We start from the raw sequence: 24,444 nt of genomic DNA on the forward strand, positions 1-24,444 counted from the left end.
ATGGCTTTACCTGGCCAGGGAATCAAAAAGGAAGTAGCTGGACATAAATCTGTTGTCCGCTGATATGTGAATATCGAGGATCGGCCAATTCTCATAGCCCGATCACCGTGAAATCACGCACGCCTGCACCGGACTCATCCGTGCCCCCGGGCTCGCCCTGCCGGAACACCAGCGACATCTCAGGTGCCAGCTTCAGATCCCGGCCGGTGACCATCGGATCGGCATGGATGAGCACGTTGTAGTGATTGGGGAAGTGGCAGCCGTCGAACCCGAGCAGCACGCCGATTCGACGCCGGCCGATCCAGACCTCGTCACCCCGGTCGAGCACACCCGCCGTGGCGATCTCGACGAAGCCGAGAAAACCGACACGGTCGATCCTGGCTCCGGCTGCGGTCTCGGTCTGGTCGGTGACGATCAACTCGTGCACCTCCCCGGCTCGCACGCACCGGCTTGCGTACGGTTCGAGTCGCATGCCCCGGTCCGTCCGGCGGTGGACCAGCAGCTTCACCAGGGTCGCGGTGACCTCACGCTTGGGACCGTCCTCGTCCGGGTTCACACCGTCTCCTTTCCGGTGGCCACCGCCAGCCGATAGACGTCCTCGACGAGACGTAGGGCGGACAGCCCGCCGTCACCGTCCCCCCCGCCGTTCCGGATCCGCCCTTCGAACGCGCGCAGCACCCCCACGTACTCGTGCCACAGGGAGTTCTTGAACCCCGGATGGCCCGTCAGCATGTCGGCGTAGAGCGTTCGGCCGTCGGCCAGCAGGACCTCGATGTCCTTGCGTTCGCCCGGATAGGACCAATCGAGCAACACCCGCACCGACGCCGCCCCGGCGCGCAGCCCGATGTCGGCCCGCCGATCGGTGTCCGCCGCGTCACGGGTGATCCGCGCGGACACCACCTCGGCCGGCCCCAGCAGCAACTCGACCAGATCGAACGCGTTGGGGCCGTTGTCGGCGACACATCCGCCGCCGCACCGCCGCGCGTCCAGGTACCAGGTGTCCGCACCCGCGTGCTCCTCGATGCGTTCCAGGTAGCGCACCGTCAGTCTCTCGACCCGTGCCCCGGCGAGCCCGGCTCGCAACCGCCTGACCGCGTGGTTGTACCTGCGGTGGAAGGCGGTGAACAACGGAACGTCCCCGCGCTCGGCCAGCCGCGCCAGCGAGACGCCCTGCTCCGTGTCCAACGCGAGCGGTTTCTCCACGCACACGGCCACTCCGCGCTCCAGCGCGTCCGCGCACACCCGCGCGTGCGCGTCGTTCGGCACGGTGACCACCACCGCGTCCGGACGTGCCTCGTCCAGCAGCCGCAGATGATCGGTGTAGACGGGCACCGAGCCGGTCCGCGCGGCCAGCACCGCCGGATCGCGGTCGCACACCGCGCTCAGCCGCAGCGTCGCCGAGCCGCGCAGCGCCGCGAGGTAGAAGCGGGAGATCACACCGAGGCCGACGACCCCGATCCGCAGCGGGACCGTCATCGCTCCGCCAGGACGTCCGGTACGACAAGACCGGCATGTGCTGCGACCTCCGCCAGCTCGGCGTATACCGTCGCGTCCAGCGGGACTCCCGTACTCAGGTGTTCCTCTGCACGCCGGTGTTCGTGCCACCCGGGGTAGCGCACCGGCTTCGCCCGGTCGACGGGCGGGCAGGCCAGCAACGCGCCGAACAGGGCGTTCGCGTCGGCCTCGGCCCCCTCCCGCAACGCCCCCGGCGCGACGGCCGCCACGAAGAAGCCGATGTCGTCGTCGCGCCCGCCCGGCCCGCCGTCGCCCGCGAGCGCGTCGGGATGCGCGCCCAGCCCCGCGCCGGGCACCAGCGCGGCCAGCACCTCCACCGCGATGCCCAGCCCGAACCCCTTGTACTGCCCGGCCTCGCCCCCCAGCCACATCAGGTGTGCCCGCCCGGCGTCGAAGGCGGCGGGGTCGGTGACGGAGGCGCCCCCGTCGTCGCGGAGCAATCCTTCGGGGACGGGTCGCCCGGCGCGGGCGGCCTGGCGGATGCGGCCGGTGGGGGCCGCGGTGGTGCTCATGTCGAGCACGAACGGGGGATGGTCGCCCGCCGGGGCGGCGACGCTGAGCGGGTTGGTACCCAGCATCGTCACCGCACCGCCGGGTGGCCTGGCGATGCGCTGGCCGCCACAGTTGCTGGCGACCAGGCCGATCATGCCGCGGGTGACCGCGCGCAGCGCGTGGTGCCCGGCACAGCCCAGATGGGTGGCCCCACGCACGGCCGCCACACCGATCCCGTACTCGGCGGCGCGTTCGGCCGCCACGTCCATCGCGACTCCGGCGACCCACAGGCCAAGCGCCCGGTCGGCGTCGATGAGCACGGCCGCGCCGCGGTCGGCGACCGTACGGGGCTCGGCATGGGGGTTGACCCGCCCCTCGTCGAACAACGGCAGATAGAGCCGGGTCAGGTTGACCAGGCCGTGCGAGTTCAGGCCGGTGAGGTCGCCGTAGCAGAGCGCCCGCGCGGCCTCGTGCGCCCGCTCGGGTGCCAGGCCCCGGGCGGCGAACACCGCCGAGGTGAAGCCGAGCAGGTCGGCGTGGCGCACCCGTACGGTCTTCGGCACCGACGACGCGGGCTCGGGGTACGGTCGCGCGGCTGACAGGGTCTGGTTCACGGTCGTCCGTTCGTGTCGTCGGTGAAGGCCAGCAGCAGTCGGGCCACCGCGGCGGCGAACTCCGCGAGCTCGTCGGCTCGCGCGAACTCGCCGTCGGCGTGGGCGTTGTTGGCGGCGAGGTCACCGGGTCCCAGCACCACGGTGCAGGCCCCGGCGACCTCCGACATCCAGATGGCGTCGCAGCTGAAGGCGGGCTCGTCGGACGGCCACGGCACGATCCCGGCCGCGTCACGCAGGAGCGCGTGCATCCGGGGGTCACGGTCGTCCAGGACGGGCAGGCCGCGCTTGAGCCACTCCAGCCGAGTGATGACGTGCGCCTCGGCGGCGGTTCTGGCGAACAGCGTCGTGCCGGCGAAGGCCGTGACGAACGCGTCGAGACCGTCGTCCAGGGCGGTTCGCAGGTCCCGCTCCAGCCGCCGCCCGGCGGCGGCCGAGGCGTAGGCGAGGTTGAGCAGTAGCGATCCGCCGCCGTAGACCTTGTTGTGCAGGGTGCCCGTGTGCAGGCCCGCCACGCACACCGCGCCCTCGGTGGCGTGCCGGTCGAGTGCCCGGCCCAGGTGCTGGGCGAGAAAGCCCAGCAGGACGCTGGCGTTGTGCCCGTGGGCGGGGTGGTCGTCGATGGCGTCCATCCCGTCGACGACCACCCGTGCGGTCATCGCCGCCGTGCCGCGCGGCAGGAACCGCAGCCGGGTGGGCTCGCAGAAGACGTTCAGTCGCCCGGTGTAGCCGCGCTCCACCAACGGCCTGGTGCCGAAGACGCCCATGGCACCGCCCTCCTCACCCGCCACGGCCTGGATCAGAATCCCGATGTCACGGCCGATGGCAGGGCGCAGCGCCCGTGCCGCGCGCACCCCGGCGAGCAGCGCCACCGCGGGCCCCTTGGCATCGATCGCGCCGCGACCGTAGAAGCACTCGCCGTCGAAACGGACGGGCTGCCATCCGGCGACGGTGTCCAGGTGCACGTTGAACATCACGGTGCGGGCGACCGGCAGGGCGGGACCCAGCAGCAGCACCAGGCTGGGCTGGTGTTCGAGGAAACCGGGGATGTCCAGCGCCGCGCGCACGGGTGCCGGGACATCGGGGCGGTCAAGCTCGGCCCTCTCGGCGGGCGCATGGTGTACGTCGCGAAAGCCGATCTCGGCGGCGGCGCGGAGATAGTCGGCCTGCGCCTCGCGCAGCCTGGGCGCGGGCGCCTCCGGGCCGGTCTCCAGCGGACCGGCGGTGGGCAGCCGCAGCAGTCGCAGCAGCAGGTCGTGGTCGGCCGGAGTGAGCGGGATCGGGGGCACGGCGCGGGCGGGCGGAGCGGTCATCGGAGCTCTCCGGCCGGTGCGGCGGCCTGGGCCACAAGTCGTTCCAGCGCACGTCCGTACGCCACGAATGCGGCGTGGTCGCCACGGCCTGGATCACCGGGCGCCGCGTCGGTGCTCGCCGCGGCGAGGTGCGGGCGCAGGTGCAGGTGCGGTTCGATGGAGAGCGCCCCGGTGTAGCCATGGGCGAACAGCAGGCGAAGGCACTTCGCGACCTGGGCCTCACCGGTGCCCGGCGGGACGAAGCCGACTCTGCCCTCCGGGCCGGTCACCGCGTCCTTGACGTGCACGTGCACCACGTGCTGGACGACGGCGGCCAGCATCGGCGCTGACGGGTATCCATACGCGACGCCGTTGCCGACATCGAACAGCAGCCGCAGCGCCGGACTGCCGATGTCGGTCACCAGGTCCAGCATTCGTTCGGCGCGATCGCCCGCCCAGCCCGTGCAGTTCTCGTGCGCCAGCAGCAGCCCGGCGTCCTCGGCGCGCCGCGCCAGCTCGCGCAGCCGCCGATGGGCGCGACGGCCCCATTCGGCCTCGGGCAGACCACCCGAGGGGTAGGACATGACGCGCACCAGGCGGGTTCCCAGAGCGGCGCAGCGTCGGGCAAGGACGTCCAGTTCGGCCAGGTCGAGGGCGAAGTCACCGGTCACCGGACGGGACCAGTCGCCGATCTTGGAGGCGACGCAGACCACGGTGACGCCGGCCGCCCGGATGCGCTCCGCCGAGTGGGCGAAGGTGGCCTCGTCCAGCCTCGCGATGGGAAGGCCGCCGATCGTGCGCAACTCCAGGTGCTTCCAGCCCAACTCGCCCAGAGCGGCGAGTTGGCCGGGCAGGTCGGGGGCCGCCTCGTCTCCGATCCCGGCCGGCACGACTCCGCCCGGCGGGGCGGGCGGGTGCTCAGCGGACGCCGTGGACACGCCGGACCTCCTTGTGCCGAGCGGTGTCCGGCTCGTGCGCGGCACACAGATCCTTGGCCTCGTTGAGTAGCCGGACGGCGTCGATCTGCACCGGCAGCGTCCCCGGTGTGGAGGGAAACCGGGCGTAGCGCGTGTAGGTGCTGCGGACGAAGGCGGACAGGGCGTCGTCGGCGAACGCCGAGCAGGTCTGATCTCGGCCCTCGATCACCACCCGGAGCTGGGCGGTGTGGTCCGCGTCGCTGCACGGATAGTGACCGATGAGCGTCGCCCCCTCGAAGTCCAGGGTGATACGGCGCTCTCGCACGGGCGAGGTCAGGTCCGAGTCGATCTCGGTGCGCACACCGGAACGGTGGTCCAACCGGAGTCTGGCGCGGCCCAGGCGTGGCAACCGAAGTTGGTCGGTCACCATGTCCGTCCAGGAGGCATCGGCGATCCGGGCACCGCCGGCCAGGGTGAGCACCACGGCGAGTGCGTGCGGCATCTCGACGTCGAAGGCGGTGGGGTGACCGGGGACCGCCGCGCTGCGGGTGAACCGGGGCTTGTTCTGCACCACACGGATGCCGCGCAGCCTGCCGAACTCCTCCGAGTCCACCGCCGCACGCAGGCGGTGGGTCAGGGAACTGTGCAGCCAGTGGGTGGCGACGGTGATGTCCAGGCCCCAGCGTCGCCTCGTGCGTGCGATGGCCGCCAGGCCCGTCAGGTCCAGGGCCAGGGGCTTCTCGATGATGATCTTTCGGTAGCCGAGCTCGGCCAGCCGCTCCAGCATGCCCGAACGAATATGCGGCGGGGTGCACAGGTGGACCACGGTGCGGTGGGGTGGAGTGCGCCCGGCGGCCTCCTCCAGAGTGCCGACCGCGACCACGCCGGCGACATCGGGGGGAGGCCGGAACGGGTCGTGGACGATGACCCGCCCGGGTGCGAGCAGGTCCGGGATCGCGGCGCGCACCCTGGACAACGCCGGTAGATGCAGCCCTTCTCCGGCCCTGCCCATTCCAAGGATGAAGGTATGCAACATGATGCATCAGCGCCTTTCCGAGTTGCCTGTCACATAACCCCAAAACACATGTTTTCCCGGGTACATGTCAGGCGTTCGGCGGAATCTTCATTCGCATGGTTCGACGCCACCGCGAGCATCCCGAAACCCGTGCTGTTCCACTCACCGCGTCGGGCTGAATGCCATCGAGCGTCAGATATCGAATAGCGGGTGTCGGGCGCCAGGTGAAGAAACGTGTGCGTGGGACCGGACCGCCGTGATGGGGACATGAATAAAGAGCCGACCGGCACCCCTGAACCCGAAAACCTGGAATTTCGCGCGATCGGGACGCCGGCCTGTGCGGGCGGGAATTTTCCGGGTGACCTCCGCCTCTGATCACCGGTGGTCATGATTTTGACGGTCGGGTCGGCAGCGAGCCGGACGCGCCTACCGGGCGAACCCGGCCCACGTCATACCGTTCACCTGTCGCGATCAGGCTGTGGAGAAGCTGGACTGTCCGCCGGGCGGGGCGTGCCAGCCATGATTCGGCTCGACCGGAACACCGGGGCCAAGGCAGAGCGGACCCGCGTGGATGAAGACCTTGGAATCGGTCAGGTTGATCAGCAGATGCGCGGTCGGCGGGAGCCGTCTGCATCCACCGGCGGGCAGGTCCCGGTACCTGCCGAGCTCCTCCAACTCGGTGGTGAAGACGATGACCTCGCCCTCGGCGGCCGCACCCGGCCCCGCCCAGGCGAGAACGGCCGTGGCCGACACCGCGATCACCCCCAGAACAGCACCGAACAGCTTCATTCGCTCCTCCTGGATGGTCTTGAAGCATGCCCCGAAAGATCTCGGCGCCCCGGCGTCGTCCATACGGAACCACCGACATCGGCCATCATCAGGTAATGGAAAGTGATGTGTCAATCACTCTGGGTAATGAAAATCCGAAGCCGGTCAACCCGGCGAACGTTCCAGCCCCGCGCGCCGGTCGAGCCGTACGGTGACCGTCTGCGAGCCGCCGCCCCGGTCCGCCAGTCGTCCGAAGACGAAGGTGAGGCTCGCGCCGGTCGTGGCGCTCGTCAGAAGCGGGTGTTCACCGAGCACCTCGGCCACCGGCCGGTCCCAGGTCACGATCAGCTCGTCCTCCTCGCGCCGGGGGTCCGACACGGTCAGCGTGGCCGTACCGTCGCCGCGCTCCCTGACCAGGACCGCGCACGGGGCGGAGGCTGCCAGGCCGCCGACGGCTCCGTCGTTCCAGAAGTTGACCGCGGTGATTCCGAGAGACGGGACCCGGACGCCCTGCTGCCGGGCGGTGTTGGCGAGCACCCGCGCCCAGCTGGGGTCGGCGGCGCGGGCCCGGGTCTCCGCCCGGCTCGCCCCCGGCAGGAGAAGGTAGACGTAACCGGCCGAGTCCGGGTCGACGCCGTGGTCCAGCCAGAGCGTCACGTAGCTCCGGGTCACCTGGCCTGCGGTGCGTTCCTCACGTAGTGTGCGCAGCCGGGTGGGACAGGGCAGGACGTAGCCGCCGTGCCCGGCCAGGTGTGCCCAGCCCTCCCGGTCGTCCACGGTGAGGGGTGCGCCGGTCCTGCGGTTGTCCACGACGGTCTCGACCACCGCGCCGTCCTCGCTTGTGATCCCGGCTCCCAGGCAGAGCACCGCGTCGTCGAGGAAGAACCACGACTTGAAAGCCTCCATCGTGCTCTCGAAGCCGTTCAGGTGCTGGCCGACCGCCGCGTAGGTGCCGTCGGTGGCGCCACCCACCCAGCGGGCGGGCGGGCAGGTGTCGCCCCAGGCGTTACCGGCGCCGTCGGCCAGCCGCCTGGTGGAGACGGTCGTGCCCGGCAGGCGGTAGGGGTCGACGGTGGGCCAGAAGGAGTCCGAGTACTGGTCACCGTGGCCCTCGCCCCACCAGTAGAGCATCCCCGAGCCGGTGTGCCAGCCGCGCCGGTTCTCGCCGTTGCCGTGCTCGTAGTGGCCGATCCGGTACGAGGCCATGCTGAGCCCCGCGCACCAGGCCGGCCTGCGGTGGACGGCGCGGGCGCTCATCGCCGTCAGCCGGTGCCCGAGTGGTTCCTCGGCCGCCGGGATCGCGTCGTCGTCCAGAACCGCGGCGAGGCGGGCGTGGAACCCCAGGTCGCTCCTCTCCGCCGCGTCGAGCATGGGTCTGGAGGTATCGCGCAGCGTCCATCCCTTGACCATGCCCTGCCAGCGGACCCGCTCGGCGGCGGAGGCCGTCTCTCCCAGCAGCAGGATCGCCGCGGCGATGTCGCGCCCCCTGCGGTGGTCGCCGTACGGTTCCCTGCCGATCCCCCGGCCGCTGACCAGGTCCATGCAGAAGCCGTCGTGGACGAACGGCGCGAACGACCTCTCGACGCCGTCGAAGACGACCTGCCTGTTCGGATCGGTGATCTCCCATGGCGAGCCGCGCAGCACCGCGAACAGTGTGGCGAGCCCGGACAGCAGCACCACCCCGTACCCGCCCTGGTAGGGAACGGACGTGTGCTGGATGAACGAGCCGTCCCGGTAGAGCCCGTCGCCCTCGAAGACGTGGCGGAAGACCGGGGAGAGCGCGGAGGCGGCCAGCGCGGCCTTTCCGGGGTCGGAGCCGAGGATGGCGCGGAGCAGCATCACCGTGCACAGGTCCACCCGGTTGGCCCCGGTGCTGGTGCCCTCGTAGTCGTTCAGGCGGCACTCGGGGAGAAAGTGGTCCACCGCGTCCTGAAGCGCCCCGCTTCGCGGGTCTGTCAGGTGCGGACCGATCAGCACAGCCGCGTCGAGGAGCTTCCTGGGAACACCGATCTGCCAGTTCCACCAGTTGCCCGCCGGGTCGGCGCCCGCGGCGTACACCCGCCGCCGGTAGTGGTCGATGCCTTCCGCGACGGCGACGGCCAGGTTCGCGTCGCCGGTCAGCCCGGTGCCCGGCAGCGCGTAGGCGCGGGCCATGGTCCGCAGCCGCGCCGGAGTGTCGGTGAAGGAGGGGAACGCCAGCCCTGGCCAGAGCGAGGTGCCGGTGGGCGCCATGGTGTCGCGGTATCCGGCGGCCGTCGTCCCCAGCCCCGCCAGCCGGGTTCGGTACGGCTCGGCCGCCGGATCGAACCCCGACCCCGCCGACGTCTCCCGCCAGCGGCGGCGTAGCGGGGCGAAGTGGTCGTTCACCGGATTCACCGTACGCTCGGCGTGCGCCGGGACCATCGCTCCGGCCACGACGACCCCGCCGAGCCGGAGAAATAATCTCCTGGAATGTCCAGTCATATATGGATTGTCAGCCGGAAATCACCCTCTGTCCCGGATGCCACGCCGCTGCTCAGCCGCTCTCAGCGACCGCTCTCCGATCACCGAACGCGAGGCGAAGGATGCTCGGGTCACGAGCCCGCCCGGATGTGCCGGAGCAGGACGACGACCACGACGGCCATGCCCGCCATCACGACACCGCTGATGGCCGCGGACAGGTGGAACCCCTGAATGAACGCCGCACGGGCCACGCCGAGCAGTTCGGAACCGAGCGGCTCGGAAAGCCGCCCGGCCACCGCCACCGCACCGCCGAGACTGTCCCGCGCGACGGACGCCGCCTCGGTGGGGACTCCGGACGGCAGAGCCCCCGCCATCTCGTCCCGGTACACGGCGGTGATGGCACTGCCGAGAATCGCGATGCCGAGCGCCCCGCCCAACTGCGGCGCCGTCGAGCAGATCGCCGACGCCGCGCCGGCCCGCTCGGACGGGGCGGCAGCGACGATCATGGCGGTGGCCAGGGCCATCATCGGCCCGAGGCCGGCGGAGACGACGACGGATCCGGTCACCAGAACGGTGAGCCCACCGGCCCCGCCGACCTGGGTGAGCGTCCAGAAACCGGCGGCGGCGAGTGCCAGCCCGACCCCGATGACCACTCCGGGGCTGACCAGGCGCACGATCCTGGAGGCCAGGATCGACCCTGCGATGACCCCTGCCGCCGAGGGAGCCGTCCACAGCCCCGCCCGTAGCGGTGAGAGCCCATACACCAGTTGCAGGTACTGGGCGATGGCGTAATTGGCTCCCCACAGGACGAAGATGCCGAGCGCCAGCGCACCCGCGGAGGTGCTGAAAGCCCGGTTGGCGAAGAGCCGCAGGTCGATCAGCGGGTCGGCCTGTACCTGCTGCCTGCGCACGAACACGGCGGCGAACGCCAGGCCGGCCACGATGGACAGCACGGGCAGCCGGCCGGAGGTGCCGGTGGCGATCTGCTTGAGGCCGTAGACCACCGGTAGCACCGCGGCCAGTGACAGGGCCGCGCTGATCAGGTCCAGCCGACGCGCCGCCGGGGCGCGGTGCTCGGGCAGCAGCCTCGGTCCCACCACCAGCAGCAGTACCATCACCGGCACGCCCAGCAGGAACACCGAGCCCCACCAGAAGCGGTCGAGCAGCCACCCGCCGACCAGCGGGCCGATCGCGGTGCCCCCCGAGACGCCGGCGATGACCATTCCGACGGCGATCGTACGTTCTCTGGGGTCGAGGAACATGGCGGCGGTCAGCGACAGAACGGACGGCATCAGGGTCGAGCCGGCGACGCCGAGCAGCGCGCGGATCACGATGAGCGTCTCGGCACTGGGCGAGTAGGCGGCGAGCACCGAGGCGACGCCGTACGCGGCGGCACCGATCATCAGCAACCGGCGGCGGCCGATCCGGTCGCCCAGGGTACCCATAGTGATCAGCGATCCGGCGAGCAGGAACGCGTAGACGTCAACGATCCACAGCAACTGGGCGCCGGTGGCTCTCAGATCCCTGCCGATGGCCGGCAGCGCCAGATGCGTCACGGTGAGTTCCAGCGAAGCGAGCAGGGCGGGAAGGGCGAGCACGGCGAGCCCGATCCACTCCCGCCGGGTGGCCCTGTGGCCTGGTCGCGGCGCGGTGCCCGCCTGAGTTCTCGTCACCCGGCCAATCATGAAACCTCAATGAGAGTTGAGGTCAACCCTTGGCTCCGGGATCGGCCTGTTGCCGCAGGTCAGCCCGACTTCCGTACCTCGATGAGGATGGCCTGCTGGGAGCTGAGCGTCGGCATGGGCAGACCCGCCGTGACCAGGATGGGACCCGGCAGGGTCACCCAGCCGGTGAACGCCTCGGTGACCCAGGCGGGGGCCTGCGTCTGGTGCATGGCCGTCAGTCCCGCCTCGATCCGGATCCGGATCTGGTAGTCGTACTCCGCCGTCAGGCCGGGGAACGGGACCCGGCCCGACTGACCCTCGGCCGACGTGACGGTGCGCGCCCAGCAGAACAGGGCTGAGGCGGAGTCCGCCGAGACCACGCCGTGCAGGAGTGTCGCGTCGTCGTCGAGGTCGGCCCGCACCACCCGGCCACCGTGCAGCAGCGGCCGGAACTCCCGGTAGAGCGCCGCCCAGGTGGTCAGCCGGTCGAGCTCGGCCGGTGAGCACCGGGTCAGGTCCCACTCGATGCCGGCGTGCCCGAACAGGGTGGTGGCGAGACGGAACGAGTCCGTGGTGACCCGGTGCGTGGTGTGGCTCCATTCCGCGCCGACGTGCGAGCCGATGAGTTCGGGGGGAATCAGCTGGGCCGTCCAGCGCTGGATCGCCTGGCGCTCGACGGGGTCGTTGCAGTCGGAGGCCCACACCCGGTCCGTGCGGTGCAGGATGCCCAGATCGACGCGACCCCCGCCGCTCGCGCAGCTCTCGATCTCCAGGCCGGGGTGGCGCTCCTTGAGGGTGTCGACGAGGCGGTACAGCGCGAGCGTCTGGGCGTGCACGCCCGGCCGTTCCAGGCCGCCGGGCTCGCGGCTGACCGCCTCGTGCAGGTCCCGGTTGTGGTCCCACTTGAGGAAGTCGACGGAGTACCGGCGGACGAGGTCGTCGATCGAGTTCAGCAGGTAGGCCCAGGCGTGCTCGTCGGCCAGGTTCACCACGTACTGGTTTCTCGCGGAGGGGCCGAGCCCGGACGCCGGGCCGAGGATCCACTCCGGGTGCTCGCGTGCCAGGTCGGAGTCCAGGTTGACCATCTCCGGCTCGAACCAGAGCCCGAACTCCATACCGAGCCGGTGGACGTGGTCGGCCAGCGGGGCGAGACCCTCCGGCCAGACCGTCTCGTCCACACTCCAGTCGCCCAGTCCCGCCGTGTCGTCGCGGCGCCCGCGGAACCAGCCGTCGTCCAGCACGACCCGTTCCACGCCCACCCGCGCGGCAAGGTCGGTCAACGTGAGCAGGCGGGTGAGGTCGTGGTCGAAGTACACCGCCTCCCAGGTGTTGAGGACCAGCGGCCGGGGTGTCCGCGGGTGGGTGGGACGGGCCCGCAGCATGTCGTGAAAACGACTCGCGAGGCCGTCCAGCCCCTCGTCGGACCAGGCGAAGTAGCAGATGGGCGTCTGGTACGACTCCCCGGGGGCGAGCCGGATCTCGCCCGCTCGCAGCAGTTCGCCACCGCCGAGCACCGAGGCGTGCACACCCGCGCCCTCGGGGGACCGCTCGACGAGGTAGCGCTGGTTCCCGCTCCAGCCCACGTGCAGGCCCCACACCTCACCGGAGCGGAACCCGAAGGCCGGGGTGCCGACGGTGAGCAGGTAGGGGGAGTCCTGCCCCGGCTTGCCGCGCCGGACCTCCCGGACATGACCGGCGAAACCGAGCCGGGTCCGCTGCGGCGCCCGTTCCCTGCACCACTTTCCGGTGAAGTCGAGTACCTCGGTGGCACGCCTCGGCAGCGGCAGCAGCAGCGACACGTCGGCCACGTCGTACGGCGGCGTGACCGTTTCCTGGATGGAGGTCATGGTCGCCTGAACCGCGAGGATCCCCGAGGCGCCGAGCCGGTAGGTGACCGCGATGTCCACCTCCGAGACGTCGTCCCGGAGGTGGACGGCGAGTTCGATGCCGCCGTCCGGTCGGTCGTGCCGCTCGGCGCGCGCCAGGTGGGGGCGGGGCGTCGTCGCGGTGCCACCCCGATGCCCCTGGTGCGCCGGGGTTCCCGACCAGCCCTCGGCCTCCGTCGGCCAGATCGAGAACGTCCGAGGCGTGTCGATGGCGTTGTTCAACACGGCGGGCTCGCCGGTCAGGACGAGCGCGGCGAGCGCCGCCTCGGACAACTCGCCGAGATCCCTTCCCCAGTGCAGGACCGCGGGCACCGCTCCGGTCAGGTCGACGACCAGACCCGTGCCCCCCGCGCGCAGCTGGACTACCCGCCCGTCACACCTGGGCATCGCGGTTCCTCTCCGAGTTCCCCTGTTCCCCTGCCGGGCGCGGGACACCGGTACCGCCCGGTGAAGCGCCTGCCGTGCGCTGCCCGGTTCCGCCGGGGCGCCCAACCATGATCGGGTATGACGCCCGGTGGCGCCAGGGGATCGGATACGGCGTCCGGGGAGCCGTGAGCCGACGGGAGTCAGAGGTCCACGTCGTGGGAGGCGATCACGTGGACCCCCTCGGGATGCCGGCCCACGGGAGTGACCAGGACCCGCCTGCCCTGCTCCTGGTAACCGTGCTCGGTCAGCCACATCAGGGCATACGGGCCGAGGTCGCTGAAATCGATCGGAGAGTCGGGCGAAAAGAGATCCTTGCCCGACGAGATACCGCCGGTGTCGCCTTCGACGATCGACAGGGTGTAGGTGGTCATGGCAGGCCCCCGAGCCGTAGTTGTCCTCGGGGTGCTCTATACCCGGTCACCCGGGTTCTGCCCTCGGCTCCCGGTTTCCCCGTCCCGGACGCCGGACATCAGGCGGCGCCCGCGGCCCGGCTGCCACATATCACCCGAAGTACCACTAAAGGCAATATAAAGTACATATGGGTATATAATGGACAGGAATTTTCCTCCAGGAGGAGTCCCTCCCCGCAGCACATGTGGTTGATCTCAAAGAGCGGCCCAGCCCGGGCCGAACCGGGCGCCGCCCTCCCCGATCACTCCTCCGCCACGCTCACCAGCAGACCCGGAAGCCATGTCATGAGTCAGGACAGCGCCAGCCCGTATGTCGACTTCGAGATCGACCTCACCCTTGAGGAGACTCGCCGCCGCGCCGCCGTCATGGCGGCGCTGGAGCCGGACTGGGATCCGCCGGGGGTGCTGCGGGCCGAGGAGGAGGCGTACGACCTCCTCTACTCCGGCCTCGACAGCCGGCAGCAGGAGACCTACGACATGCTCGTGGCCGCCGGCGTGCTTCCCCCCAGGGGGTCCGGCCGTGCCGCTTGACCCACACGCCGACTTCGGACGCAGGGCGTGGGTGCCCTGCCCCGGCTGCCAGGACCACCGCGACTGCGACGACTGCCTCGGCGGCCGCAACTGCGGGGAGCACTGGCGCTACCTCATCGGCAACACCGGAAGTCTGCTGCACCTGCAGTGCCCGGGATGCACCCACCTGTGGAACCACGAGACGGGCTTCGGCGCGGGCGGCCGGACCACCTCCGGCTGACCTGGCCAAAGGTGTCAACCCGGCAGGACCGGGCAGGGATCGCATCAGACGCCTCGGCTCCCCGGACTCCGTGCAGGAAGGTCCGGGAGGCCGGAGGGCGGCTCTCGCGGGGGATCATCGAGTTCGAACGACACCCGCGCGATCTTCGTCACCCGGGTGCGACACGGGCGTGCGTGCTCCGGGCGGCACCCGCACGAGAACATCCACCGGGGGGTTGGTCATGATGGCCGACGGCAAGCTCATCAATCCTGCTCTGCTCCAGCGCCATCTGCGCGGCGTCAACTACCCGAAGCGCCGTGACGACCTGGTCGCCCACGTACGCGACGAATGCGAGCGGGTCAACGGCATCCTGCGACAGCTCCCCGACCGGGACTATCACTCGCCGACCGAGGTCAACAAGGCGTTCGGCGAGGTCGCCCGGCGTTATCTGGAGGGGGTCTCCTACCCGGCCCGGCGCGAGCACCTGGTCGCGGAGGCCAGGACCCGGGGAGCTCACCAGGTGGTGGTCGACTCGCTGCTGATGATCCCGGAACGGGAGTACCCCGGGGTGGACGCGGTTCTGGTGGAGCTCATCGAGTTGGAGTAGACGGCACCCCTGCCCGGATGGGGCGTTTCGCGTCGGCACCGGGCCTCCCCACCCGCGCCCGTCGCGGGCCGATCGCGTGCCCGGCGGGCCGTTCGGAGCACCCCTGCCGAGGCGGGAGACCGTCGTCCCCCGGCGGGTACGGAAAAGACGGAGCTCCAATTCCCGGAACGGGATCCGAGGCCGAACAGCCGAACCCGGGAAACGCATTCATATCAAGTTGTTATGGAGCTTGTACCAATCCGGAGTGTGAAAGGTTTTCGCGATCACTTGCCCCCTGCGGGACGCCCGGCCGGGGACCGGAAAGCCCAACGGAAGGTGAACGACAGGCTTGCTCTGGAAAAAGGGCAGTTCACCAAGGAGCACGGAAGGTCACCCGAAACCCAGAGATGACGGCACATCTCTAGAGAACTACTGGTACGGTCCATCGACAGGATGCCAGCAGGTGGGGGCAGTTCGTATTTCGGACAGCCCATATGTCGACTTAAGTGTTATTTATAATCAAATAGCCATAAGTACTAATTACTAAGCCCTTTACCTTCCCAATAGATCACGGTCAGTCTAATATTTGGACCTATGTCATGGCGTGCATCAGATTTCCCAGATGGACAGGCTGGGTCCTCTGGCCGTGGCAGTGCTTCCTCCAGGCATGATTCCGAACAAGGATCCGACTGGCATCCCGAGCGCCTCCTGTCATTCGATTGGCGGAAGGTCATTCTGTTCACGGCGGTTTTAGCGATCATCGCCGCCTCCGCGCTCTGGCTCGCGACCAGAGAGCCCTCCGGTCCGTCCCTCGCGGCGAACCCCACCCCCGACTCCTCGGACGCCGGCTGGGAGAAGGCCGTTTCCTCGCCCTCACCGACGCCGTCCTCCTCACCCCCCACCCCCGGATCAACCCCGAAACCCGCAAAGAGCGGTAGGTCCTCTCCTCGCCCCGAGGCGACCGGTACGGAGAAACCTCCCACCGAGAAGCCCCGTACGGAGAAACCCCGGAGCGAGACAGAAACCCCCCCGCCCGACACCGGCTCGCCGGCCGCGTCCCGCCCGCCTCAGCTCACCGTCAAGGAGGCGTACGGCATCCACGGCCGCTACCAGCGAGGGCTGTCGGCCGCCCAGAGCAGGAAGGACCAGGCCGCCATGGCGAAGCTGGAGCACGGACTCGCGCTGGAGATGACGCGGGCCGGCTTCAAGACCGCCGAGATGGAGAAGAAGTCGCTGGCCTCGGGGATATGGCCCAACCCGCAGATGTGGATCCCGCGCCACGTGAACGGCAGCGCCGACTGGTTCGTGGCGGTCTCGTACGAACCCGGTGTCGCCCGGATCGTCGACGTGATGAGCTCGGCCCCCGGTGGCTGGCGGCTCGTCGCCTCGGCCGCCGACGCGCGTGCCACCCCGGCGCGGTTCCCCAAGATAGCGACCGACGCCGAAGGCTACGCGACGAGCCTGCCGGAGAACACCACCGGGCTGAGCGCGACCCCTCGCCAGATCGCCCGCGCACACCTGGCGAGCCTGCAGAACGCCGAGATCGACGCACGATTCGACGAGGGGCCGTGGACCAGCGAGGCCGCACTGTTCTGGCAGCAGGAGCGGGCGCAGCTGGGACAGGCCGACTGGAAGCTCACGCTGTCGTACCGGCTTGAGGGACCGGTACGCGCGCTCAGGACCAGTGACGGGGGCGCCCTGGTCTGGTATGGAGCCCGCTCCACCGAGGTCCGCGAAGCGGAGCGGGAGGGCGCGACGGTCAAGCTGAAGGGCTCGGCCGCCGTCCGCACCCGTGGTAAGGCCTTCGCCCACTCGGTGAGCGCCACATACGGACGCATGTATGTGACATATGTCCCCCCTGCCGGCTCGAACGAGCCCGCTCGCGTGCTGGGCGAGTGGAGCGACGTCCTGGAGAGCCACGGCGACTGACGTTTCACCGGAAGAAAAGGAACATTCATAATGACACCCTCACGTAAGCCATCGCGCGCGACGGTGCTCACTGCGAGTGTCGCGATCGGCGTCTTCAGCGCCGGTGCCGGGCTGGGAACCGTCATCGCCGTCCGCTCCGACCCCGGCGGGGGGCAGGTGATGCGGCTGGCCGCGGGCACGTATCTCCTCGACGACCAGGCCAGGGCCTGGTCGTCGAGCGCGTCTTCCGGCGGTGATCAACCGGTCCCGCTCTCCGGCGCCGACGCGGGCAGCACCATCGCGGGCGGTGCCGGCAGCGGCGGCTCCACCGACCCGCGGGTCTGCCTGACCACCACCACCGACGGGCACGCGGTCGAGGCATCGGGGGAAGGCTGTGTCGCCCTCCCGGTCCTGGCCCTGGCCGCCGCCGCAGCCCCTCTCGCACAGCGGCCCGGAAACCCCAAGAGCACGCCGACCCCACCACCGCCCAAGACGACCACGAAGGCGAAACCCTCGACTCCGACGAATGCCCCGGACCCCAAGGCCACCTCGGCGCCGGTGCAGCCCGCCCCCAACCCGGGGCCGGTGCAACCCCCGGCTCCACCACCGGTGGCGAATCCCCAGCCCGTCAAGCCCCCGGCCCCTCCTGCGCCGACGCCGACGGAGAGGGTCAGCGGGAACATCTCGCAGAGCGAGAGCGAGAGCGGCAGCGTCATCGAGCACCCCGAGGAGAAGAAGGTCGAGGTGGTCTCGCCACCCAAGCCTGCTCCTGAGGCCGGCAGGACGAAGCCCTCGGGCCCCTCACTGTCGTCGCAGCCCCAGCCCCCCGGCGGGAACAAGCCCTCCCAGCCCCCCGGCGGCAACCGAACCTCACAACCGCAACCCACCGGCGGCAACAAGCCCTCCCAGCCACAGCCCACCGGCGGCAACAAGCCCTCCCAGCCACAGCCCACCGGCGGCAGCCGAACCTCCCAGCCAGGGGAGACGGCACCGCACACCCGGCCGACGGGCACCCTGCGGCCGGCGATCCGGTCGGGTACGGGCCAGCCGATCGTGCCCTCCGGCGATGTCAGGCCACCCACGGCGCCTGTCGTCGTGCCCCCCGCGACCAGGCCGACGGACGACGCGGGCGCGCCTTCGCTGAGCACACGGCCGTCGGCCCCGCCGAGAACGGTGACACCGACAGCGCCCGGTGGCAGCCTGAAGCCCGTCCAGCCGCAGCCGTCCGCCGTGCCCGGCGAGAACGCGTCGCAGGGGCCCGACGGAACCGTGCTCATGCCGGCCACGCCGCAACTCCCCGGCGGCCAGAACGGCGTCTCGCTGCCGGTCTTCGAGGACCCTGAGCTCCTGCGGCGAGCCTACGAGGCCCTCGGGCTGGACAGGGGCATGCGCTACACGGACGAGAACGGCGTGTGGGATCTCAACATCGCCCCGCCGGGCACGCCACCATGCCGCAACTACACCGCCGAGGAGCTCCAGGCGCTGAGCACGTCCCAGGGTCCGAGCCCGGCCCAGAGCGGCCAGACGATCCCCCGCGACTCGTGCCTGTGGCCCGCGTTCATCCGCTGGCTCTACGCGGAGCCAGCATCCGGTGAGGTCAGCAACTGGACCAAGTTCACCGGCCTGCCCCAGCGGAACCTGGAACTCGTGGTGACCGACCCCGCTCCCGCGCCGCTTCCCCAGCCGGTGCCCGACCAGGTCCAGCCCGATCCCGGCCAGCCCGATCCCGGCCAGTCCTTTCCCAGCCAGAATCTTCCCGATCAGCCCGACCAGGGCCGGCAGGTTCCCGCACAGCCCGATCCCGGCCGGTTGAGCCCGGCTCAGCCGGGCACCGGAGACGGTGCCCCCGCACAGTGGGGGCGCGGCGAGAACGACCGAAACCGGACCTCCCCCCTCCAGCCCGACCAAGGCCAGGTCGAGCCGGACCCGGTCGAATACGACGGCCAATGAGCACACCCACCGGATCCGGGCGTTTCGCGCCCGGCCCCGGCCAGGGGGCGGCCTGGGTGCGCGAGCATGGCGCGCACCTGATGGACTACGCCGCCTCCCGCCTCGAATCCGGCCGGGCACGCGCGGCGGTCGTCGCCGCGCTGGCGGCCGGCCGGGCCGAGGCCGCCCCCGAGGGCGTCACGGTCCGGGGACGGTTGCTGGCCACGCTGCGACGTGACTGCCGCACCTCCACCGGTCACCGGGAGCGGTACGTGCCGGGTTCGGGGCCCGGCATGCCCGATGCCCTGCTGATCGAACGGGTGTGGACGATCGTCGACCCCCTGGGCACGGAGACGCTCAGGTTGATGTACCGCCACGCGCTCGGCATGGAGGATCTCCCCCACGTGCTGGGGATGCCCGCCGACGAGATCGGCAGGCTCGCCACCCGTACCCAGGATCTGATCGAGACCCTGGTGAGCGGGCTGGACGCGCTCGCCAACGGGCGGCGTACCTGTCCGGAGCTCGCCCCGCTGGTGGAGGCGGTCTTTCCCGGCGTCTTCCCCACCGGTAGGCCCGGTGGGCAGGCATCCTCCGCCATCGATCCCGACGACGCCCGGACCACCCTGCTTTCCCACATGATCAGGTGTTCCGCGTGCACGCGGCCGATCAACATCCGCTACACGGTCCCACAGATGATCTCCCACCCGCCGGTCGCGCCGCTCTCCGCCGAGGAGCGGCAGCGGCTCACGGACTCGCTGCCCCCGGAGGCGGTCCCGCCCGCACACCCGGCCCGCGGCGGGCCCGCGCTCCTGCCCGCACCTCCCGCCGAGGGCCGGTCCTCCGTCCTCCCCGCTTCTCCGGCCGGGAGCGGTGTCCCCGCCGCTCCGGTACCGCCGGCCGTGGCACTACCCGCGCCCAGGGTCGGCACGCCTCCCTATCCGCCGGTGGCCTCGAGGCCACCGGCGAAACCACCGGCCACGACGTCAACGGGCACAGGGGCGGCGAGTACGGTCACGCCACCGGCCGGCGGGCCGGCGGCGGGCGCCTCCGATCCCTCCGGCCTGCCCCCGCTGCCCGCCCTGCCACCCCGCAGGACTCGGCCGGTCCGCCCACCGTCCGCACCCCCCGTACCCGGGCACGACACCCCGCTGTACGACGCCCTGCTCACCCAGGCATGGGCGCGCGAGGTCCTCGCCCAGAGCGAGGAGATCACCGGCACCATCCCCAGGCAGGCGCCGCCCGCCTCTCAACCTGTCGCCAGGGCCGAGCCCGTCGTCATCGCGGGGCAGGCGTCCGTCGAGATGCGCGACGACACCCAGGTTCCCGCGCTGCGCTTCCACACCGAACCCGACGACCGCCCCGACGAGGAGCGGATCGAGATGGGGATCCGCGTGCTGGAGGCGCTCAGCTGGGCCGGTGCCCGGATCAGGAACATGACGATCAAGATCGTCATCATCGTCGTGGCGGGCGCGGCCGGCACCCTCACCGGAATGAACCTTCTCGGCCCCGCGATCGAGTCAAAGGAGCCGGCCAGGTCGCTGCAGGCGTCCACCAGCCAGACCACCCAGGCTCCCCTCGACTCCGGCCCCACCGCGGACGCGCCGGCGCGACGAGACGGACTCGCCTCTCGCATGCGGGTCCCGCCCGTGGTGACGCTGGACGAGTTCGGCCAGGGGAGCATGGTCCTCACCGTCTCGGGAGAGCCGTTGAAGTGGCGGATATCGGCTCCCGGCCTGGCCGTGAGCCCTTCCGACGGCACGTTGCGGGAAGGGGTCACGCAGGTGATCAACCTGCGGGCCCACCGGATCCGCAACTGGTGTGGTGCCCCCGCCTCCGTCACCGCCCCGCTGACCGTTCACGGCCTCGACGACTCGATCACTACGACGGTGCGCTGGCGGACCTGCTGACAGCCCCGTACCCCTTCCCCACGATCGCTCTCTGCGAAAGGACCTTGGCAATGACGGATACCTCCCCCTATATCCAGGCATCGCCGCCCACTCCAGCCGAGCAGTTCCATGAAACGGTCCCGCTCACCGCGGAACACCTGCTCACCAACCGCCGCCCTGAGCCCGCCGGAGGATGGCGCCGCCTCGTCTGGCAACTCTCCGGCAGGCGCATCATCCCCGCGGAGTCGGCGGCGGAGCTGGAACGGCGCACGCTGATGGCGCAGGCACAGACCCCCGTCGCGAGCGGGCACCACCGGATCGCGGTCATGAGCCTCAAGGGCGGGGTGGGCAAGACCACGACGACCGTCGCCCTCGGCAACACCCTGGCCTCCCTGCGCGGCGACCGGGTGATCGCGATCGACGCCAACCCCGACCGCGGGACCCTGGGCCTCAAGGTCAAGTCCGAGACGGCCGCGACCATCCGCACCATGTTGGCCGAGGCCCCCCACATCCTGCGCTACGCCGACGCGCGCGCCTTCACCTCGCAGTCCCCCGCCCGGCTTGAGGTCCTCGCCTCCGACACCGATCCGGCCGTGAGCGAGGCCTTCAACGCCGAGGACTACCGCACCGTCGCCGGTCTCATCGAGCGTTACTACTCCATCTGCATCACCGACTGCGGTACCGGCCTGCTGCACGGGGCCATGGGCGCGACGCTGGAGCTGGCCGACCAGATCGTGCTGGTCAGCCTGGTCGCTGTGGACGGGGCGAGCTCTGCCGCCGCGACGCTGGACTGGCTGACCGCCCACGGCCACGCCGACCTGGTCAGAAACGCCATCGTCGTGCTGAACGCCGTGGAGGCCAAGTCCGACGTGGATCTGGACCTGCTGGAGCGCCACTTCACCTCCCGCTGCCGCGCGGTGATCCGCATCCCCTACGACCCGCACCTCAAGGAGGGTGCCGAGGTTGACCTGGTCCGCCTGCGGCCCACGACCCGGGGCGCCTACCTCCGCCTGGCGGCGGCGGCCGGGCAGACGTTCAACCAGCGCACCGATCGGAGCCACTAGTGCGCCATGTCGCCGACGATCCCGAGCTGAACTGGGATCTGGGCCCACCGCCGAACCCTCGGCGCCGGATGATCATCGTGGTCGTCTCGATCGTGGGGGCGATCCTGCTGGCGGCCGCGGCCTGGCAGTTCCTGCGACCCGAATCCGAAACCGTGAGCGCCTCCGTACCCGTCGGGAACGCCGGGGACACCGTCGTGCTCGCCCCGCCCTCCGGTTACGAGGGCGCGGCCGGCTACCCCGTCGGATTCCCCCGCAGCGAGGTGGGCGCGATCTCGGCCGCCGCCGCCGCGCTGGAGGCAGCGTGGACCCTGGACTCCGCACAGGCCGAGCAGGCGGCGCTGCTGTACGCGGCACCCGAGCAGCACGACGCGGCACGGGCCGGCGCCCGCGAGGCCGTCGCCGGATGGCGCGAGATCCTCGGCCTTCCCAAGGACGGGGCGCTACCCGACGGCGCCGCCATGCGGACACGGACGGTCGGCGTCCAGTGGAAACCCCGCGGCCAGGATCAGACGCAGGTCTCGGTCCTGGTCCAGGTGACCGCCACCAGGGGCGTCGGGGACACCGAGCCGACCTTCTCCAACTCGTACGCCATCAGCCTGCTCATGCGCTGGCAGCCCGGCATGCGCGGCGCGAACCAGGGGGACTGGGTCAACATCCCCGACCCCCTGGCAGCCTCCATACCGCCGGTCGCCCTGCCGGGCACCCCCGAATTCACCACCTCCGGCTGGAGACCCGTCTCCGGCCCAAAGCCCACCCCATAGATCCAGGAAGAGCCATCAATGCCCCCACGTAGCTCGTCCCGGCGAGTCAGCTTACTCTCCGGCCTCCTGCTGGCCGCGGTATCCGCGACGACAGGCGCGGTCATCGCCCAGCCGTGGGCCGCCATGGCGGATCCCGGCGTGAGCACCACCTCAGGCCCGATCCAGGAGGCGCTCCCCCAGCAGGAGGCCGTCTCCGAGATCGTGATCCCCTCCGTCCAGAAGGAGAGCTCCCCGCCCACCCCGACGAGACAATCCCGCACCACCGAGGCCCCCGTGGCCCAGCGGGAGAGCCCTCCGCCCACCCCGACGAGACAGTCCCGCACCACCGAGGAGACCGCGCCGGTCACCCGTAGCAGCCCCGGTACGAGGAACGCCGCGCCCACCCCACAGGAGGAGGTGCCCGCCGAGGAGACCACGGCGGCCCGGCAACCCGCACGGACCGGGACCACCTCATCGGCGGCCCCGACGCCCGCCAGGACGCGTCCGACCGAGGAACCACCCGCGAACACCACCACCAGGCGCACCACCGAGCCGACGACGGCCCCGAAGCCCACCAATCCTCCCGAGGACACCAAGCCGCCGTCCGCGACACCGGCACCCTCCGGCACCTCCGCGCCGAAGCCGAGTGAGACGGCCACCAGCCCGGCCGCGACCCCGCCGGCCACCACGGCACCGGCCAGCACCCCCAGTCCCACGAGGCCGACGCTCCCGAAGCCGACACTCCCGACACTCCCGAAGCCGACACTCCCGAAGCCGACACTCCCGAAGCCGACGTCGATCCCGCCGAAGGCGACGCCGAAGCCCTCGGCGAGTCAGCCCACCACCCCCACCATCCCCACCACGCCACCGCGCACCGGCGCGCCGAGCCAGACGTCGCACACGCCACAGCCCGCCCCCGCGCAGACCGGCGTCTACGAGCCCACCCTGCTGAGCGAGGGGGTCCGTGACAACCAGCCCCAGGCGGTGGACTCCTCCCCGCGGGCCGTCGCGCCGCCGCCCTCGTTCAAGCGCTCCTCCTCGGAGGTGTGCGACCCCGCCGACATCGCCTCGTGCTGGAGCCTCGCGCCCTGGCGGAGCCGTACCGCGGAGTCTCCTGACGCCCTGCCGGTCTCGAACCAGGGATCGTCGTCGTCGAACGCGCCCCGCTGGGTGTTCGCACCGCCGCCCCAGTCCGCCCAGCCGCTGTCAAGCCCGATGAGGACGGCGGCCCCCAGCCCGACGACCGTCGGCTGCTGGAGCTTCAGCCCCTCCAAACTCTGCGCCAGGTCCTGGGAGGAGTAATCATGATCACCAGATCCCACGTGCGGGTGGCCGTACTCAGCATGGTGGCCGCGCTGGCGGTGAGCACTCTCAGCGCGGCCCAGGGAGAGGTGGTCACGGCGGCGCCCTGCGCCCCCGCCACGACCGGCGAGGCCAGCGCCGCGCAAGCCCTCAACTGGGGCACGCCGTCCTGGTGCGCGGAGTTCGACGACTACCTCAACGAGTCCGACTGGGTGTTCTACGACTCGGCCGGGCACGCGGGTAACGGCCGCCGCTCTCCGCAGCAGCTCTACCTCGGCAACGGGGCGCTCTACCTGTACGGCCGTGAGGACGGGACCACGGCCGGGCTGGCCGCCCGTCACGACCAGGCCTACGGGCGCTGGGAGACCCGCATCCGCCTGTACCCGGGCGCCGGGTCGTACCATCCCGTCGCCCTGCTGTGGCCGAAGGACGGCGGCGGCAACGTGCAGAGCTCCACCGGCGAGGAGGTGGACTTCCTGGAGGTCATCGACGACCCGAACAGGCAGCGGCCGAACTTCTTCCTGCACACCCCGCAGGGACAGGAGCAGGCCCACGCCAACATCGACATGACCACCTGGCACACCTACGCGGTGGAGATCACCCCCAACAGCGTCGTCGGCTACATCGACGGGCAGGAGTGGTTCCGCTCCGGCAACGCCACCCGCAGTTCGATGTCGGTCTGCCTGCAGCTGGACTGGTTCCCGGGCCAGGGCAGCTCGGGAGAGGCGTGGATGGAGGTGGACTGGCTCCGCATCTACCCGTCCGGGGCGGGCGTCGCGGGCTGACCCCATCTCGGTAGGGCAGGAGGGTGCGGGACATGAGTCCCGCACCCTCCGCACGTTCCCGGACAGGCTGCTCCGG

The 24,444-nt window shown here is 71.0% G+C and carries 21 protein-coding genes; 10 read left to right on the plus strand and 11 right to left on the minus strand.

All coding sequences use genetic code 11. The annotated features are described in order from the left end of the window. Positions 1–91: 91 nt before the first annotated feature. The 11 genes from ACQP0P_RS47225 to ACQP0P_RS47275 all read right to left on the minus strand — a co-directional run bounded on the left by ACQP0P_RS47225 (position 92) and on the right by ACQP0P_RS47275 (position 13,399). Entirely contained in the window at positions 92–556 is a 465-nt protein-coding gene (locus ACQP0P_RS47225; protein WP_433369627.1) for a DUF6917 domain-containing protein, read from the minus strand. Then, positions 553–1,476 (minus strand): Gfo/Idh/MocA family protein, encoded by a 924-nt coding sequence (locus ACQP0P_RS47230; protein WP_433369630.1) that lies wholly within the window; start codon positions 1,474–1,476, stop codon positions 553–555. Before ACQP0P_RS47230 ends, ACQP0P_RS47225 begins: the two co-directional genes overlap by 4 nt. Further along, positions 1,473–2,621, minus strand: coding sequence for an Ldh family oxidoreductase (locus tag ACQP0P_RS47235; RefSeq protein ID WP_433369633.1), 1,149 nt, complete (start codon positions 2,619–2,621; stop codon positions 1,473–1,475). Before ACQP0P_RS47235 ends, ACQP0P_RS47230 begins: the two co-directional genes overlap by 4 nt. Further along, on the minus strand, positions 2,618–3,931 hold the full coding sequence (locus ACQP0P_RS47240) for a M20/M25/M40 family metallo-hydrolase (RefSeq protein WP_433369636.1): 1,314 nt from the start codon (positions 3,929–3,931) through the stop codon (positions 2,618–2,620). The genes ACQP0P_RS47235 and ACQP0P_RS47240 overlap by 4 nt, the downstream gene beginning before the upstream one ends. Beyond that, entirely contained in the window at positions 3,928–4,848 is a 921-nt protein-coding gene (locus ACQP0P_RS47245; RefSeq protein ID WP_433369639.1) for a sugar phosphate isomerase/epimerase family protein, read from the minus strand. Before ACQP0P_RS47245 ends, ACQP0P_RS47240 begins: the two co-directional genes overlap by 4 nt. Beyond that, entirely contained in the window at positions 4,829–5,863 is a 1,035-nt protein-coding gene (locus ACQP0P_RS47250; RefSeq protein ID WP_433369642.1) for an oxidoreductase, read from the minus strand. Before ACQP0P_RS47250 ends, ACQP0P_RS47245 begins: the two co-directional genes overlap by 20 nt. A gap of 450 nt (positions 5,864–6,313) precedes the next feature. Then, the gene (locus ACQP0P_RS47255; RefSeq protein WP_433369644.1) at positions 6,314–6,631 is read right to left on the minus strand and encodes a hypothetical protein; all 318 of its coding nucleotides are present in this window, start codon (positions 6,629–6,631) and stop codon (positions 6,314–6,316) included. 144 nt (positions 6,632–6,775) lie between these two features. Then, positions 6,776–8,977, minus strand: coding sequence for a polysaccharide lyase 8 family protein (locus ACQP0P_RS47260; RefSeq protein WP_433369646.1), 2,202 nt, complete (start codon positions 8,975–8,977; stop codon positions 6,776–6,778). A 206-nt stretch (positions 8,978–9,183) separates the two neighbouring features. Beyond that, positions 9,184–10,725, minus strand: a complete 1,542-nt coding sequence (locus ACQP0P_RS47265; RefSeq protein ID WP_433369649.1) for an MFS transporter — start codon at positions 10,723–10,725, stop codon at positions 9,184–9,186. 71 nt (positions 10,726–10,796) lie between these two features. After that, a complete protein-coding gene (locus tag ACQP0P_RS47270) occupies positions 10,797–12,989 on the minus strand; it encodes an alpha-galactosidase (protein WP_433369652.1) in 2,193 nt (730 codons plus the stop codon). 179 nt (positions 12,990–13,168) lie between these two features. Further along, positions 13,169–13,399, minus strand: coding sequence for a hypothetical protein (locus ACQP0P_RS47275; protein ID WP_433369654.1), 231 nt, complete (start codon positions 13,397–13,399; stop codon positions 13,169–13,171). Between the two features lie 324 nt (positions 13,400–13,723). Here ACQP0P_RS47275 and ACQP0P_RS47280 point away from each other — a divergent pair, with 324 nt between their 5' ends. The 10 genes from ACQP0P_RS47280 to ACQP0P_RS47325 all read left to right on the plus strand — a co-directional run bounded on the left by ACQP0P_RS47280 (position 13,724) and on the right by ACQP0P_RS47325 (position 24,368). Then, the gene (locus ACQP0P_RS47280) at positions 13,724–13,969 is read left to right on the plus strand and encodes a DUF6400 family protein (protein ID WP_433369657.1); all 246 of its coding nucleotides are present in this window, start codon (positions 13,724–13,726) and stop codon (positions 13,967–13,969) included. Continuing rightward, the gene (locus tag ACQP0P_RS47285) at positions 13,959–14,189 is read left to right on the plus strand and encodes a hypothetical protein (RefSeq protein ID WP_350913499.1); all 231 of its coding nucleotides are present in this window, start codon (positions 13,959–13,961) and stop codon (positions 14,187–14,189) included. The genes ACQP0P_RS47280 and ACQP0P_RS47285 overlap by 11 nt, the downstream gene beginning before the upstream one ends. A 220-nt stretch (positions 14,190–14,409) precedes the next feature. Further along, entirely contained in the window at positions 14,410–14,775 is a 366-nt protein-coding gene (locus ACQP0P_RS47290) for a DUF2795 domain-containing protein (protein ID WP_433369660.1), read from the plus strand. Between the two features lie 1,134 nt (positions 14,776–15,909). Continuing rightward, a complete protein-coding gene (locus ACQP0P_RS47295) occupies positions 15,910–16,683 on the plus strand; it encodes a hypothetical protein (RefSeq protein WP_433369663.1) in 774 nt (257 codons plus the stop codon). Positions 16,684–16,713: 30 nt separating this feature from the next. Continuing rightward, a complete protein-coding gene (locus ACQP0P_RS47300; protein ID WP_433369666.1) occupies positions 16,714–18,612 on the plus strand; it encodes a hypothetical protein in 1,899 nt (632 codons plus the stop codon). Then, the gene (locus ACQP0P_RS47305; protein ID WP_433369668.1) at positions 18,609–20,498 is read left to right on the plus strand and encodes a hypothetical protein; all 1,890 of its coding nucleotides are present in this window, start codon (positions 18,609–18,611) and stop codon (positions 20,496–20,498) included. Before ACQP0P_RS47300 ends, ACQP0P_RS47305 begins: the two co-directional genes overlap by 4 nt. A 50-nt stretch (positions 20,499–20,548) precedes the next feature. After that, complete coding sequence (locus tag ACQP0P_RS47310) at positions 20,549–21,541, plus strand: AAA family ATPase (RefSeq protein ID WP_433369671.1); 993 nt, start codon at positions 20,549–20,551, stop codon at positions 21,539–21,541. Continuing rightward, the gene (locus ACQP0P_RS47315; RefSeq protein WP_433369674.1) at positions 21,541–22,302 is read left to right on the plus strand and encodes a hypothetical protein; all 762 of its coding nucleotides are present in this window, start codon (positions 21,541–21,543) and stop codon (positions 22,300–22,302) included. The genes ACQP0P_RS47310 and ACQP0P_RS47315 overlap by 1 nt, the downstream gene beginning before the upstream one ends. 138 nt (positions 22,303–22,440) lie before the next feature. Continuing rightward, a complete protein-coding gene (locus ACQP0P_RS47320) occupies positions 22,441–23,583 on the plus strand; it encodes a hypothetical protein (protein WP_433369677.1) in 1,143 nt (380 codons plus the stop codon). A gap of 2 nt (positions 23,584–23,585) precedes the next feature. Next, a complete protein-coding gene (locus tag ACQP0P_RS47325; RefSeq protein WP_433369680.1) occupies positions 23,586–24,368 on the plus strand; it encodes a glycoside hydrolase family 16 protein in 783 nt (260 codons plus the stop codon). Positions 24,369–24,444 lie beyond the last annotated feature (76 nt).

Source organism: Streptosporangium sp. CA-115845 (assembly GCF_050943795.1).
GTDB lineage: Bacteria > Actinomycetota > Actinomycetes > Streptosporangiales > Streptosporangiaceae > Streptosporangium.

Bases quoted from the DNA above. Each gene is read 5' to 3' on its own strand.
- ACQP0P_RS47270 (WP_433369652.1), bottom strand. From the start codon at position 12,989: ATGCCCAGGTGTGACGGGCGGGTAGTCCAGCTGCGCGCGGGGGGCACG.
- ACQP0P_RS47290 (WP_433369660.1), top strand. From the start codon at position 14,410: ATGATGGCCGACGGCAAGCTCATCAATCCTGCTCTGCTCCAGCGCCAT.
- ACQP0P_RS47275 (WP_433369654.1), bottom strand. From the start codon at position 13,399: ATGACCACCTACACCCTGTCGATCGTCGAAGGCGACACCGGCGGTATC.
- ACQP0P_RS47255 (WP_433369644.1), bottom strand. From the start codon at position 6,631: ATGAAGCTGTTCGGTGCTGTTCTGGGGGTGATCGCGGTGTCGGCCACG.
- ACQP0P_RS47300 (WP_433369666.1), top strand. From the start codon at position 16,714: ATGACACCCTCACGTAAGCCATCGCGCGCGACGGTGCTCACTGCGAGT.
- ACQP0P_RS47325 (WP_433369680.1), top strand. From the start codon at position 23,586: ATGATCACCAGATCCCACGTGCGGGTGGCCGTACTCAGCATGGTGGCC.
- ACQP0P_RS47250 (WP_433369642.1), bottom strand. From the start codon at position 5,863: ATGTTGCATACCTTCATCCTTGGAATGGGCAGGGCCGGAGAAGGGCTG.
- ACQP0P_RS47280 (WP_433369657.1), top strand. From the start codon at position 13,724: ATGAGTCAGGACAGCGCCAGCCCGTATGTCGACTTCGAGATCGACCTC.
- ACQP0P_RS47295 (WP_433369663.1), top strand. From the start codon at position 15,910: ATGGCGAAGCTGGAGCACGGACTCGCGCTGGAGATGACGCGGGCCGGC.
- ACQP0P_RS47240 (WP_433369636.1), bottom strand. From the start codon at position 3,931: ATGACCGCTCCGCCCGCCCGCGCCGTGCCCCCGATCCCGCTCACTCCG.
- ACQP0P_RS47310 (WP_433369671.1), top strand. From the start codon at position 20,549: ATGACGGATACCTCCCCCTATATCCAGGCATCGCCGCCCACTCCAGCC.
- ACQP0P_RS47305 (WP_433369668.1), top strand. From the start codon at position 18,609: ATGAGCACACCCACCGGATCCGGGCGTTTCGCGCCCGGCCCCGGCCAG.
- ACQP0P_RS47230 (WP_433369630.1), bottom strand. From the start codon at position 1,476: ATGACGGTCCCGCTGCGGATCGGGGTCGTCGGCCTCGGTGTGATCTCC.